We start from the raw sequence: 14152 nt of genomic DNA, 5'->3' as shown, positions 1-14152 counted from the left end.
GATACCCTATGAAACCTGTCGATACGCGCATGGCGTTGCTCGCGCTCGCCGTCGGCGGGTTCGCGATCGGGACGACCGAGTTCGCGGCGATGAGCTTGTTGCCGCAGTTCGCGCGCGGGCTCGGGATCGACGAGCCGACCGCGGGGCACGTCATCAGTGCCTATGCGCTGGGCGTGGTCGTGGGTGCGCCGACGATCGCGGTGCTGGCGGCGAAGATCGAGCGGCGAGTGCTGCTGATCGGGTTGATGACGTTTCTGGGGATCGCCAACGGCCTGTCCGCGCTGGCGCCGACCTATCATCTGATGCTGCTCGCCCGGTTCCTGAGCGGCCTGCCGCATGGCGCGTATTTCGGCGTCGGGTCGCTGGTCGCGGCGTCGATGGTGCCGCGCGAGAAGCGCTCGCGGGCGGTATCGCGGATGATGCTCGGGCTGACGATCGCGACGATTGCGGGGGTGCCGCTGGCGAACGGGATCGGGCAGTGGTTCGGCTGGCGCTGGGGGTTCGGGATCGTCGCGATCATCGCAGCCGCGACGGTGGCGATGCTGTTCAGGTTCGCGCCGGTGCTGCGGCCTGCCAAGGATGCGAGCCCGCTGGGCGAACTCGCGGCATTGCGTAACGGGCAGGTGTGGCTGACGCTGGCGATCGGCGCGGTCGGGTTTGGCGGGATTTTCTGCGTCTACACCTATCTCGCCTCGACGCTGACCGAAGTGACGGGCGTATCGTCCGCATTCACGCCGGTCGCGTTCGCGTTGTTCGGCGTCGGCATGACGATCGGGACTTTAGTCTGCGCCAAGGCTGCGGACGTGGCGCTGATGCCGGCGGCGGGGATCACCTTGCTGTTCGGGGCAGGGGCGCTTGCGCTCTACGCGCCGGCGACGCCGCACCTGTGGGCGATGCTGCCGGTGGTGGTGCTGATCGGCTGCGGGGGCGGGTTGTCGACGATCCTGCAGACGCGGCTGATGGATGTCGCGGAAGAGGCGCAGACGTTGGCTGCGGCGCTCAACCATTCTGCGTTCAATACGGCCAATGCGCTTGGGCCTTGGCTGGGTGGGCTGGCGATTGCGGGTGGGTATGGGTTGCCATCGACCGGCTGGGTCGGGACCGCGCTGGCGCTCGGCGGGTTTGTAATCTGGGCGGTGTCCTGGGGATTGGATCGCCGGCGGGTTTCAGTGATGACCCGCTAAGCACTGTTCTCCTGCGAAGGCAGGAGTCCAGGGTTACAGGCGGTGGCGCTGGTGACTCCTGGACCCCCGCCTTCGCGGGGGAACGGTTCTTGTGGGGCGCCCGCGCCTTCCTAACCATTACCACCCCGGCGAAGGCCGGGGCCCAATTGGGGGACGGTGCTAACTAGCGGCAGCGCTCCGTTACTGCAGGCTTGCCAATTGGGCCCCGGCCTTCGCCGGGGTGGTACTCTTCAGTTCGTGTGATGTTCGTGGGTGCGGAAAGGGGCCATTCGGTAAGTGCGTCAGCCCCGACCAATCACCGCGCGATGTCGCGCTTGGCGAGCTGCTTGTTCAGCCCCAGTGCGATCAGCGTGAACACCGCGCCCGAGAACAGGTACGCGCCACTCGCCGCCAGCCCCAGCTTGCTCGTCAGCAGCAGTGCCGCCAACGGAGCGAACCCGGCACCGAACAGCCACGCCAGATCGGTCGTCAGCGCCGACCCCGTATAGCGATGCTGCGGCGACAGGCTCGAGGCGATCGCGCCCGATGACTGGCCAAACGACAGGCCGAACAGCAGGAAGCCGATACCCATGAACAGGCGCTCACCGATCTCGCCGCCGTCGAGCAGCGACGGGGCGGCGATCGCGAACAGCGCGATCAGCACTGCGATCGTGCCGAGCATCGTGCGACGTCCGAACCGGTCCGCAAGCAGCCCCGACACCAGCATCGCGCCAATCCCGATGATCGCGCCGATCACCTCGACCACGAGGAAACGACCCGCCGATTCGCGCGTGAACAGCACGACCCACGACAGCGGGAACACCGTCACCATGTGGAACAGCGCGAAGCTCGCGAGCGGCACGAACGAGCCGAGCCAGATCGCCTTCCACTGCGACTGCACGGTGTCGACGACCGGTGCCGGCTCGAGCTCGCGCTTGGCGTACATCTCTTCGAACTCGGGCGTCACCACCAGGCGAAGACGCGCGAACAGCGCGACGACGTTGATCGCGAACGCCACGAAGAACGGATAGCGCCAGCCCCACGAGAAGAAATCCTCGGTCGGCAACGCAGCGACGAAGAATGCGAACAGACCGCTGGCGACCAGCAGGCCGATCGGCGCACCCAGCTGCGGCAGCATCGCGTACCAGCCGCGATGCTTTTCCGGCGAGTTCAGCGACAGTAGCGAGGCGAGACCATCCCACGCGCCGCCAAGCGCGACGCCCTGGCCGATACGCAGCAGCGCGAGGATCGCGACCGACCAGTTGCCGACTTGGTCATAGCCGGGGATGAACCCCATCGCGACCGTCGAGGTGCCGAGCAGGAAGATCGAGATCGTCAGCTTGACGCTGCGGCCATAGGCGCGATCGACCGCGATGAAGATGATCGTGCCGATCGGCCGGGCGAAGAATGCCAGCGCGAACACCGCGAACGAGTAGAGCGTGCCCTGCAACCGGTCGACGTACGGAAACACCAGCGTCGGGAACACCAGCACCGAAGCGATCGCGAACACGAAGAAGTCGAAGAATTCCGAGGTGCGGCCGATCACCACGCCGATCGCGATCACGCCCGGCGTGACGTGCTCGCCGTCGCTGTGGATACTGCGAGCATCGGCTTCGAAGCTCGTCTCGGGGACTGTATTTGCACTCATTCTTCAACTCGCTCTTCAGGGCGCGAACCCGATGATACGCTGTTCCGGCGGATGCGGGCAGATATATTCCGCGCCAATCTCCCGCGCCCAATGCGGGCAGGGGTGATCTATGCTACTCCGGGCGACGATAAAGCCATGCCGATGTTGCAGTGCAGCGCCCATTGGACAAATTGTCCACTGTAGCGCGGCGAAAGCGAGGCGTAGGGGAACCGCATGATCGTTGAGAAAACCGTTTCCCGCGCGAAAAAATGGCTGGCAGTGCTGCCGCTTGCGCTGCTCACCAGCGGCTGCAACTGGGTCGTGATGTCGCCTTCGGGCGATATCGCAGTGCAACAGCGCGATCTCGTGCTGATCGCGACCGGGCTGATGCTGTTGATCATCGTGCCGGTGATCATCCTCACGCTGCTGTTCGCGTTCCGCTATCGCCAGTCGAACAAGACCGCCAAGTACGAGCCCAACTGGGATCACTCCGTCGGCCTCGAGCTGCTGATCTGGGGCATTCCGCTGCTGATCATCATCGCGCTCGGCGCGCTGACGTGGACCAGCACGCATCTGCTCGATCCGTACCGTCCGCTCGGCCGGATCAAGCCCGATGCGCCGACGCTCGCGAACAACGTGCCGGTCGGCAACCTGGTCGACAAGCAGCAGGCCGGCAACGGCGCCAATGGCGCCGGCAAGCCGATCGAGGTTCAGGTCGTCGCGCTCGATTGGAAGTGGCTTTTCATCTATCCGGAATACGGCATTGCCACGGTCAACGAACTGGCCGCGCCGGTCGATCGCCCGATCCGTTTCCAGATGACTTCGTCGTCGGTGATGAACGCGTTCTACATCCCTGCGCTTGCCGGCATGATATACACGATGCCCGGCATGCAGACGACGCTGAACGCGGTGATCAACAAGCCCGGCAACTACGAGGGCTTCTCGTCCAACTATAGCGGCGCAGGCTTCTCGGGGATGCGCTTCCGCTTCCACGGCGTCAGCGACGCGGGCTTCGATGCCTGGATCAACCAGGTCAAGCAGCGGGGGGGCGGCCTCAATCGTGCAAGCTATCTCCAGCTGGAGAAGCCGAGCGAGAAGGTCCCGGTCCGCTATTACAATGCGGTCGAGGCGAACATGTTCAAGCTGGTCGTCGAGCAGTGCGTCCAGCCCGGCAAGGTCTGCATGTCGCAGATGATGCACGGCGGCAAAGGCGGGGGGGACTCGCACGCCGGCATGGCGATGCCCGGAGTCAATGGCGGCAAGGGCCCGCAGGACACCGGTCATCCCGAAGGCGCGTTGATGAAGGACGCGGACGAAAAGGGAAGCGGCAACCATTGGACCGCGCCGGCTGACATCAAAAAGGATGGTGCAAACAGCGCCCCCGGCTCGCAGTCCAACCGCAATCACACGATGCTGACCCCCTCCACCATGCCGGGCACGCGCCCCGTCGCGAACGGCTAGAGAAACCATCATGAACGACACCCTGTTGAAGACTATCTTCGGCCGCCTGACCCTGGAGTCGCTGCCGCTGCACGAACCGATCGTCGTCGCCACCTTCGCGATGGTGGCGATCGGCGGGCTCGGGCTCGTCGCCGCGCTGACCTATTTCAAGGTCTGGGGCTATCTTTGGAACCAGTGGTTCACGAGCGTGGACCACAAGAAGATCGGGATCATGTACATGATCTTGGCGATCGTCATGCTGCTGCGCGGGTTCTCCGACGCGATCATGATGCGTGCGCAGCAGGCGATGGCGTTCAACGGGTCCGAAGGCTACCTGACCGCGCATCACTACGACCAGGTCTTCACCGCGCACGGCGTGATTATGATCTTCTTCGTGGCGATGCCGATGGTCACGGGTCTGATGAACTACGTCGTCCCGCTCCAGATCGGTGCGCGCGACGTGTCGTTCCCGTTCCTCAACAATTTCAGCTTCTGGATGACCACGGCCGGTGCCGTGATCGTCATGATGTCGCTGTTCATCGGTGAGTTCGCGCGGACCGGTTGGCTCGCGATGCCGCCCCTCTCGGGACTGGCCTACTCGCCCGACGTCGGTGTCGATTACTATATCTGGGCACTGCAGATCGCGGGCATCGGGACACTTTTGTCCGGCGTCAATCTGGTCGCGACCATCGTCAAGATGCGCGCACCCGGCATGACCATGATGAAGATGCCGATCTTCACCTGGACGTCGCTCTGCACCAACATCCTGATCGTCGCCGCCTTCCCGGTGCTGACCGCGGTTCTCGCGATGCTGTCGCTCGATCGCTACATCGGCACCGCGTTCTTCACGAACGACTCGGGCGGCAACCCGATGATGTACGTCAACCTGATCTGGATCTGGGGTCACCCCGAGGTCTACATCCTGGTCCTGCCGGCATTCGGCATCTTCTCGGAAGTCACTTCGACCTTCTCGGGCAAGCGCCTCTTCGGCTACAGCTCGATGGTCTATGCGACGCTCGTCATCACGATCCTCGCCTACCTCGTCTGGCTGCACCACTTCTTCACGATGGGGTCGGGCGCGAGCGTGAACTCGTTCTTCGGCATCACCACGATGATCATCTCGATCCCGACCGGGGCCAAGATCTTCAACTGGCTGTTCACGATGTACAAGGGCCGGATCCGGTTCGAACTGCCGATGATGTGGACGATCGCCTTCATGGTGACCTTCACGATCGGCGGCATGACCGGCGTCCTCCTTGCCGTCCCACCAGCCGATTTCGTGCTGCACAACTCGCTGTTCCTGGTCGCGCATTTCCATAACGTGATCATCGGCGGGACGCTGTTCGGCATGTTCGCAGGCATCAACTACTGGTTCCCGAAGGCGTTCGGCTTCAAGCTGGACAAAAAGTGGGGTACGGTGTCGTTCTGGTGCTGGGTGGTCGGCTTCTACTTCGCGTTCATGCCGCTCTACGTGCTCGGCCTGATGGGCGTGACTCGCCGGATGCGCTATTTCGATGATCCGAACCTGCAGATCTGGTTCGTCATCGCCGCCTTCGGTGCAGCCCTGATCGCAGCCGGCATCGGTGCCTTCCTGCTCCAGATCTTCGTCAGCATTCGCAACCGCGAAGCGCTGGCCGATCACAGCGGCGATCCGTGGAACGGTCGCACGCTGGAGTGGGCCACCTCGTCGCCGCCGCCGGAGTACAACTTCGCGTTCACGCCGATCGTCCACGACCTGGACGCTTGGTACGACATGAAGGATCGCAAGCACGAGCGGCCTGTGACCGGCTTCAAGTCGATCCACATGCCGAGCGGCACCGGCACGGGTGTCGTGCTCGCCGGCCTCAGCGTGGCGTTCGGGTTTGCGATGATCTGGTACATCTGGTGGCTCGCAGGGCTCACGCTGGTCGGCATCTTCGCGACGACGATCTTCCACACCTTCAACTATAAGCGCGACTTCCACATCCCGGTCGAGGACGTGATCGCCACCGAGAACGCGCGCACCCGCCAGCTCGCGACCCAGGGAGCCTGACGCGATGTCCGCAATACCCATGAAGGATGGCCTGAACGAGACCGAGAAGGTCTCGTTCTACGACATCGAGGAGCACGAACATCCGGAAGGCAGCAGCACGATGCTGGGCTTCTGGATGTACCTGATGAGCGATTGCCTCATCTTCGCGGTGCTGTTCGCGGCCTATGCCGTGCTCGGCAACAGCTATGCCGGCGGCCCCAGCCCGAAGGAAATCTTCGAGCTGCCGCTGGTGGCGGTGAACACCGCGATGCTGCTGTTCTCGTCGATCACCTACGGCTTCGCGATGCTGTCGATGGAGGAAGGTCGCCAGCGCGTCATGCAGATGTGGCTGGTCTTCACCGGCCTGTTCGGCCTCGCGTTCCTGTCGATCGAAATGTACGAGTTCGCCAACCTCATCCATGAGGGTGCGGGCCCGACCCGCAGCGCGTTCCTGTCGTCGTTCTTCACGCTGGTCGGCACGCACGGCCTTCACGTCACGATGGGCCTGATCTGGCTCGTCACGCTGATGGTCCAGGTCCAGAAGCACGGCCTGATCGCTGCCAACAAGCGCCGCCTGATGTGCCTCAGCATGTTCTGGCATTTCCTCGACGTCATCTGGATCGGCGTCTTTACCTTCGTCTATCTGATGGGCACCCTGCGATGAGCGATCCCCAAGCACCGGCGAACAATCCGCACGCCGATCACGACCATGACAATGGCGCAGCACACGGCACGCGAGGCAGCTACCTCAAGGGGTTCTTCCTCTCGGTCATCCTGACCGCGATCCCGTTCTGGGCAGTCATGACCGGCGCGTTCAAGGATCCCTCGACCGCCGCGCTCGTCGTGATGGTCTTCGCGGTCGCGCAGATCGTCGTCCACATGATCTACTTCCTGCACATGAGCGGCAAGTCGGAGGGCGGCTGGACGATGATGGCGCTGATCTTCACGATCATCCTCGTCGTTATCACGCTCAGCGGATCGATCTGGGTGATGTACCACATGAACACGAACATGATGCCGATGCAGGCCGCGGCGGACATGTGATGAGGATGCGACCGGGCCCTGCCGTCTATGTCGCAGGTCTGGTCGCGCTGCTGCTGTTCGCCGGGTTCATGGCGCTCGGCATCTGGCAAGTCGAGCGCCGTACCTGGAAGCTCAACCTGATCGCACAGGTCGCGGCGCGCTCTCACGCCGCGCCGGTCGCCCCGCCCGGACCAGCCTCCTGGAATGCGATTACCGCCACCACGGATGCCTATCGCCGCATCCGGCTCGACGGGACCCTCGACAATACTCGCGAAACGCTGGTCCGCGCCGCCACTGCGCTTGGCAGCGGCTATTGGGTCGTCACGCCTTTGCGGACCGCACAGGGCTTTACTGTCCTCGTCAACCGCGGCTACGTCTCGTCCGAACAGCGCGTCGCGCATACCAAGCCCACCGGCTCGGTCACGATCACCGGCTATCTCCGCATCACCGAGCCCGGCGGCGGCTTCCTGCGTCATAACGACCCCGCCACCGGCAAATGGTATTCGCGCGATGTCGCTGCGATCGCCAGCGCGCGTGGCCTGTCGAACGTCGCCCCCTATTTCGTCGACGCGGACAAGTCCGGCACCGCCGCCCCGGTCGGCGGCCTGACGATCATCGCCTTCCCCAACAACCACCTTGTCTACATGCTGACTTGGTTCGCGCTCGCTGCGATGACGATCGGCGCGTTCGTCGTGTTCGTCCGCCAGGACGCGCGGAAGCGGCGGGGTGCGGAATGACCTCGGAGGCGGCACGCCAGGGATGGCAGCGCTGGCTCGCGCTCGCGACCGCACGCACCGACGCGACCGGCAACGCCAACATGCGCCAGCTCGTGACGCTCCGCTGGATCGCGGTCGCCGGCCAGTTCGTCACCATCCTGTTCGCGCGCTTCGGCCTTGGTTTCGACCTTCCGCTCGTCCCCATGATGGCCGCGCTCGCCGCCGCCGTGGGCCTCAACCTCGCGAGTATGCCGCTGTACGGCTGGCGCAAGGGCGCGAACATCCAGCTGCTGCTTGCCCTTCTGTTCGACGTCGGCCTGCTTACCACGCAGCTGTATCTCGCCGGCGGCGCGACCAACCCGTTCATCTCGCTCTACCTGCTCCACGTCGTGCTCGGCGCCGTGTTGCTCGATCGCTGGTCGAGCTGGGCGATCGTCGCCGTCACCGCCGCCTGTTTCGGCGTGCTCACGCTCTATTACCGCCCGTTGATCCTGCCCCCCGATTACAGCGGCGAGTATTTCCTGCTCTACACGATCGGCTCGCTGCTCTGCTTCATGCTGATCGCGACGCTGTTGATGCTCTTCATGACGCGCATCACCGGCAATCTGCGCGCCCGCGACACGCGCCTTGCCGACCTACGCCAGCAGGCCGCGGAGGAGGACCACATCGTCCGCATGGGTCTGCTGGCGTCGGGCGCCGCGCACGAGCTCGGCACGCCACTCGCATCGATCGCCGTGATCCTGGCAGACTGGCGCCGCATGCCGACGCTCGCGCAGGACGCCGACCTCCAGGCCGAGATCGTCGAGATGCAATCCGAGGTCCAGCGCTGCAAGGCGATCGTCACCGGCATCTTGCTCTCGGCCGGCGAAGCGCGCGGCGAGGCGCCTGAGATCATGCCGCTCCACCAGCTCCTCGACGGGATCGTCGACGAATGGCGCGCGGTGCACCCATCGGTCGATTTTGATTATACCACGCGAGTCGGCGACGATCCGCAGGTCGTGTCGGACCCCGCGCTCAAACAGGTGATCGCCAACGTGCTCGACAACGCCGCCGAAGCCTCGCCGCACTGGGTCGCCTTCCGCGGCGAACGCACCGACGGCGACCTCGCGCTGATCGTCCGAGACCGCGGCCCCGGCTTCAGCGACGAACGCCTCGCCAGCTTCGGCAAACCCTATCAGTCGAGCAAGCGCGAACCCGGCCACGGCCTTGGCCTGTTCCTCGCCGTCAACGTCATGCGCAAGCTCGGTGGCGGCGTGTCGGTGGTAAACTGCGAAGGCGGCGGCGCCGAAGTCACGATTACCATGCCCCTCTCCGCGATCGCCCTGTCATGACCGAGGCCATGACCGAACCCAAACTCCTGGCGATCGTCGAGGACGACGAGACCTTCGCCCGTACGCTCCGCCGCTCGTTCGAACGCCGCGGCTACGAGGTGATGCAGGCCGCCAGCCACGAGGAACTCGTCGAGCAACTGGCCGAGCGGACCCCGCGCTACGCGGTCGTCGACCTGAAGCTGGGCGGCGCGTCCGGCCTGGTCTGCGTCCAGACGCTCCATGCGCACGACCCCGAGATCCTCGTCGTCGTCCTCACCGGTTTCGCCAGCATCGCCACCGCGGTCGAGGCGATCAAGCTCGGCGCGTCGCACTATCTCGTCAAACCCTCGAACACCGACGACATCGAAGCCGCGTTCGACCGTACGGAGGGCAGCGTCGACACCGAATTGTCCGAGCGCCCGACCTCGATCAAGACGCTCGAATGGGAGCGTATCCACACCACGCTCGCCGAAACCGACTTCAACATTTCGGAGACCGCGCGCCGCCTCGGCATGCACCGCCGTACGCTCGCGCGAAAGCTCGAGAAGCGCCCGGTAAAATAGCGGCAACGCATAGGGGAGGGCCGGCGTTGTCCTCCGATGCGTTCGCAAAAACTCTGGCAACCTCGCCGCCTGCTGGCGACTCCGTCCGCACTGACCTGGGAGCACGGTGCCGAGATTGTCGCGCGCGCAACCGCGCTCGGCGTACCCGTCACGACGCTGCCAAGCGACCGTCTCAAGCTCGATTTCCCCGAAGACTCTCGTCGCGCCTATGCCGAAGCCAAGGCAACGCTCGCGCTCGTCGTCGCGCCACCCTCGAAGCGCAAGCTCCAGCCGATCGCCCCCAGCGCGGACTGGCGGATCGACCTCGCCGAGGGCTGCCCTGCACATTGCGGCTATTGCTACCTCGCCGGCTCGCTCAAAGGCCCGCCGATCACCCGCGTCTACGCGAACCTGCCCGAGATCCTCGCCGAACTCCCCGCGCACCTTGGCCAAGGCACGGTCACGTCGCGCTCGACCGCCCGCGCGCATGAAGGCACGACGTTCGAGGCGTCCTGCTACACCGACCCGCTCGGCATCGAGCACGTCACCGGATCGCTCTCCGCGCTGATCGCGCATTTCGGCGCGTGGGAGGCGGACGTGCAACTGCGCTTCACCACCAAGTTCGACGCCGTCGAGCCATTGCTGACGCTCGACCACCGTGGCCGCACCCGGATGCGCGCCTCGATCAACCCCGCCGCCTATGCGCGCTTCGAGGGCGGCACCAGCCCGGTCGCAGCCCGCCTGCTCGCGCTACGTCGAATGGCGGACGCGGGCTACAAGATCGGCCTGACGGTCGCGCCGATCATCGCCGCTGAGGGTTGGCGCGAGGCGTATGGTGACTTGCTGGCGAAGGCGGGCAGGGTGCTCGCCGACGTTCTCGACGTGACGATCGAACTGATCACGCATCGCTACACGCCGGGCTCGAAGGCGGTGCTGGAAACCTGGTATCCCGGATCGTCGCTCGACCTCAGCATGGCCAACCGCACCGAGAAACGCACCAAGTTCGGCTCGGTCAAATATGTCTACGACGCCGACACGATGCGCGCGCTCCGCACCTTCTTCCAGGATGAGATCGCGGCCAAACTCCCGCAGGCCCGTATCCTCTACTGGACGTAACCGCCGCGCCAACCGGCAACGCAGCGTTGCCATTCGCGGCCTTCCGGTCGCCGCCATCGCCGCCTACCTCGGAATCATGACAATTACCCGCCAGCCCACGCTCTTCATCCCGCACGGGGGCGGACCCTGCTTCTTCATGGACGACCCTGCCGGGAACTGGACCGGCATGGCCGCGTACCTCCGGTCGATCGCCGCCTCGCTGCCCGAAAAGCCCAAGGCGATCCTCGTCGTATCCGGCCACTGGGAAACGCGCGGCTTCGCCTTCTCCGGTGCCGCCACACCGCCACTGATCTACGATTACGGCGGCTTCCCGGCGCATACCTACGAGTTGCGCTACGACGCGCCCGGCGATCCCGTCTTGGCTGCCCGCGCCGCCGACCTGCTCCGCGGCGCCGGCCTGACCGCCAATGTCGACCCGACCCGCGGCCTCGATCACGGCGTCTTCATCCCGATGAAGGTCGCGTTCCCCGACGCCGACATCCCGGTCGTCGAGATGTCGGTCGACCGCGATCTCGACCCTACGTTGCACGCCGCCGCCGGCCGCGCACTCGCCCCACTGCGCGACGAAGGCGTCCTGATCGTCGGCTCGGGCATGAGCTTCCACAACATGCGCGGCTACGGCGACCCGCGTTTCACCGCGCCGTCCGAAGCCTTCGACCAATGGCTGACCGCCGCGGTCGAGGCCGAACCAGCCGCGCGAGCGGAGGCGCTAGCCCGTTGGGCCGAAGCCCCCGCCGGCCGCCTCTCGCACCCCCGCGAAGAGCATCTCCTCCCGCTGATGGTCGCCGCCGGTGCCTCCGACCAACCCGGTAAGCAGGTCTACAGCCAACACGTCCTGCAAACCGCGATCTCCGGTTACCGCTTCAACTAAAGGAATTTCCATGGCCCTCCCCGTTTTGCTGGCAATCTCCGGCAGCCTGCGCCGCGGCTCGTACAATACGGCGATCCTGACCACGCTAGGCGACGCTATCGCCGACAAGGCCGCGCTGACGGTCTTCGCGCTGAACGACGTCCCGCTCTACGATCAGGACGCCGACACCGACACGCCCCCCGCCGCCGTCGCAGCCCTGCGCGCGGCAATCGGCGCGGCCGACGGGATCGTCATCGCCACCCCCGAATATAACCACGGCATCTCCGGCGTCCTGAAGAACGCGCTCGACTGGGCCTCGCGCCCGCACGGCAAGGCGACGCTCACGGGCAAGCCGGTCTTCACGCTCACCTCGTCACCCGGCGCCGTCGGCGGCGCGCGTGCGCACGCGCAACTGAACGAGACGCTGGCCTCGATCGGCGCGCGCACCGTGTTGCGCCCACAAGCCGTCGTCGGCGCGGTCCACGAGAAGATCGCCGATGGTCGCCTGACCGACCAGCGCACGCTCGACTTCCTCGTCGGGGGCATCGACGACCTGCTCGCCGACATCGCGCGGCCCACCACCGCCGACCGCGAGGCATCCTGACATGCGCCACGTCCTCAACCAGTATCCCGCCCAGCGCGACGATATCGCCGACCTGGTGACACGACGCCCGCTACCCGCCCCCGGCCTGACACAGGTCGATCCGTTCCTGTTCCTCAACCATCACGGCCCGCAGACCTACCGCCCCGGCAACAGCGGCCTCCCGTTCGGCCCGCACCCGCACCGCGGGTTCGAGACGGTCAGCTTCATCATCGAGGGCGAGATGGCGCATCTCGACAGCGGTGGCCACGAGAGCGTCATCCGCGCCGGCGGCGTCCAGTGGATGACGGCCGGCTCGGGCCTGATCCACGCGGAAATCTCACCAGCATCGTTCAAGCGCGACGGCGGCCCGCTCGAGATCCTGCAACTCTGGGTCAATCTCCCCGGCCGGCTCAAGATGACCAAGCCCGCCTATACCGGCCTCCAGCGCGAGGACATTCCCGCGATCCTGGTCGAGGGTGGCACCGTGAACCTGATCTCCGGCAGCTTCGGAGACCAGCGCGGCCCGATCGAATCCCTGACCGACGTCGCGATGATGACGATCGAACTCGAAGCCGGCGCCAAGCTCGACCTGCCAGCCCCAACCGGCCGCGCGGTCTTCTTCTACGTCGTCGCCGGCGCCCCCACGGCCAACGGCACGCAGATCAAGCCGCACCACCTCGCCACGTTTGGCAACGAGGGCGACACCATCACCGTCACGACCGAAGCCCCCGCCACGATCCTCTACGGCCACGCCGACCCGATCGGTGAACCCGTCGTCTCCCACGGCCCCTTCGTCATGAACACCCGCGAAGAGATCGTCCGCGCGATCGAGGACTATAATGCCGGCCTGTTCGGCAAGCCGCCCGTCATCCGCTAAGGCGCTTTACGCACCGGGGGCAGCGCGGCACAGATGTCGGCACCCCCGGCAGGCACGGTAAAGAACGGCCCCGCCCGGTTCTCCCGCGAGGCGATCCACGCCGCGAACCGCGGATTGTCCGCCGCGCGATATTCGAAATGCGGTCGCTCAGCGGCGGGCAGTTCGCTTGCGAGGCGTGCGGACACGATCGGGCTACGCTCCCCCTCGGTCTTGTAGAACCCCAAATCCCCCGTCCCGCGCGGCAGGGACGACAGCCACTCGACGCCGTCGATCACCCGTCCGACCACCGCGATGTTCCGATCCAGCGCACGCGGCGAATGCCCGATGACGGCATAAAGCTCGGCGCCGCTCCCCGTGCTCGGCGCCAGATCGCGCGCGACGCCGACCATGCCATAGCAATGCGGCACCCACTCGGTCGCGCCATTGCCCGCGAGCGGCCACCCGTCGCGACTATACCCCGCCCATTCCGCATAAGGATCGCGCTGCGAAAGCCGCGCCACCGTCGTCGACCCGGCATGCGAATATTCCGCCGGTGGATTCGCGACCACACCCCCGACCAGCGCCTTCTTCTCCGTCGCATCACCCCATTGCGCGACGTAATTGTCCTGCACCCGGTACACGCTCGTCCCCGCATCCCACCAATGCGCCCGCGCCAACTTGCGTATGTTCGCGACGTGCACCGGCGCATAGCGAGGCGCGAGCCGCACCGTGAACCGGTGCCCATTGGCCAGCGTGAACACCACCAGTTCGTCGTCCGGCACCGCAACCCAGTCCGCCGCAACCGGATCGGACGGGAGCGTCGCGGCGGCCGGAACGGCCTGCGCAAGCATGGCAGCGAGAAGAAGATTCAACATCCCCGCAGACTGCCCGAGGCCGTCCCCGCACGCAATCGCT

Annotated in this window: 14 protein-coding genes; 12 read left to right on the top strand and 2 right to left on the bottom strand. The window is 65.6% G+C overall.

Annotated features, from left to right (window positions below):
• The first annotated feature begins 8 nt into the window (after positions 1 to 8).
• Positions 9 to 1184 (top strand): MFS transporter, encoded by a 1176-nt coding sequence (locus C8J39_RS11480; RefSeq protein ID WP_120300626.1) that lies wholly within the window; start codon positions 9 to 11, stop codon positions 1182 to 1184.
• Between the two features lie 295 nt (positions 1185 to 1479).
• Here C8J39_RS11480 and C8J39_RS11475 read toward each other — a convergent pair whose 3' ends face one another.
• Positions 1480 to 2811 (bottom strand): MFS transporter, encoded by a 1332-nt coding sequence (locus C8J39_RS11475; protein WP_120300625.1) that lies wholly within the window; start codon positions 2809 to 2811, stop codon positions 1480 to 1482.
• Between the two features lie 213 nt (positions 2812 to 3024).
• Here C8J39_RS11475 and C8J39_RS11470 point away from each other — a divergent pair, with 213 nt between their 5' ends.
• The 11 genes from C8J39_RS11470 (at position 3025) to C8J39_RS11420 (ending at position 13258) form a co-directional block, all read left to right on the top strand.
• Positions 3025 to 4251, top strand: a complete 1227-nt coding sequence (locus C8J39_RS11470) for a ubiquinol oxidase subunit II (protein WP_120300624.1) — start codon at positions 3025 to 3027, stop codon at positions 4249 to 4251.
• 10 nt (positions 4252 to 4261) lie between these two features.
• On the top strand, positions 4262 to 6262 hold the full coding sequence (gene cyoB / locus C8J39_RS11465; RefSeq protein WP_120300623.1) for a cytochrome o ubiquinol oxidase subunit I: 2001 nt from the start codon (positions 4262 to 4264) through the stop codon (positions 6260 to 6262).
• A gap of 4 nt (positions 6263 to 6266) precedes the next feature.
• Positions 6267 to 6905, top strand: coding sequence for a cytochrome o ubiquinol oxidase subunit III (gene cyoC, locus C8J39_RS11460; RefSeq protein WP_243650051.1), 639 nt, complete (start codon positions 6267 to 6269; stop codon positions 6903 to 6905).
• Complete coding sequence (gene cyoD / locus C8J39_RS11455) at positions 6902 to 7285, top strand: cytochrome o ubiquinol oxidase subunit IV (RefSeq protein WP_056063531.1); 384 nt, start codon at positions 6902 to 6904, stop codon at positions 7283 to 7285. Before cyoC ends, cyoD begins: the two co-directional genes overlap by 4 nt.
• Positions 7285 to 8001 (top strand): SURF1 family protein, encoded by a 717-nt coding sequence (locus C8J39_RS11450; RefSeq protein ID WP_120300621.1) that lies wholly within the window; start codon positions 7285 to 7287, stop codon positions 7999 to 8001. The genes cyoD and C8J39_RS11450 overlap by 1 nt, the downstream gene beginning before the upstream one ends.
• Positions 7998 to 9311: an ATP-binding protein gene (locus C8J39_RS11445; protein ID WP_120300620.1), complete on the top strand. Its 1314-nt coding sequence runs from the start codon at positions 7998 to 8000 to the stop codon at positions 9309 to 9311. Before C8J39_RS11450 ends, C8J39_RS11445 begins: the two co-directional genes overlap by 4 nt.
• A gap of 8 nt (positions 9312 to 9319) precedes the next feature.
• Positions 9320 to 9853, top strand: a complete 534-nt coding sequence (locus tag C8J39_RS11440; protein WP_056490014.1) for a response regulator transcription factor — start codon at positions 9320 to 9322, stop codon at positions 9851 to 9853.
• A gap of 36 nt (positions 9854 to 9889) precedes the next feature.
• A complete protein-coding gene (locus C8J39_RS11435) occupies positions 9890 to 10948 on the top strand; it encodes a spore photoproduct lyase family protein (RefSeq protein ID WP_120300619.1) in 1059 nt (352 codons plus the stop codon).
• Between the two features lie 76 nt (positions 10949 to 11024).
• Complete coding sequence (locus tag C8J39_RS11430) at positions 11025 to 11819, top strand: class III extradiol ring-cleavage dioxygenase (protein ID WP_120300618.1); 795 nt, start codon at positions 11025 to 11027, stop codon at positions 11817 to 11819.
• Between the two features lie 10 nt (positions 11820 to 11829).
• Entirely contained in the window at positions 11830 to 12402 is a 573-nt protein-coding gene (locus tag C8J39_RS11425; RefSeq protein ID WP_120300617.1) for an NADPH-dependent FMN reductase, read from the top strand.
• 1 nt (position 12403) lies between these two features.
• Positions 12404 to 13258 (top strand): pirin family protein, encoded by an 855-nt coding sequence (locus tag C8J39_RS11420; RefSeq protein WP_120300616.1) that lies wholly within the window; start codon positions 12404 to 12406, stop codon positions 13256 to 13258.
• Here the strand turns inward: C8J39_RS11420 and C8J39_RS11415 are convergent.
• A complete protein-coding gene (locus C8J39_RS11415) occupies positions 13255 to 14112 on the bottom strand; it encodes a peptidylprolyl isomerase (protein WP_120300615.1) in 858 nt (285 codons plus the stop codon). The genes C8J39_RS11420 and C8J39_RS11415 overlap by 4 nt on opposite strands.
• Between the last annotated feature and the right edge of the window lie 40 nt (positions 14113 to 14152).

Origin of the sequence: Sphingomonas sp. PP-CC-1A-547 (genome assembly GCF_003610375.1) — a bacterium.
Taxonomy (GTDB): Bacteria; Pseudomonadota; Alphaproteobacteria; order Sphingomonadales; family Sphingomonadaceae; genus Sphingomonas.
Note: the sequence above shows the minus strand (reverse complement) of the source record. Positions and strands in the feature narration are given on the sequence as shown.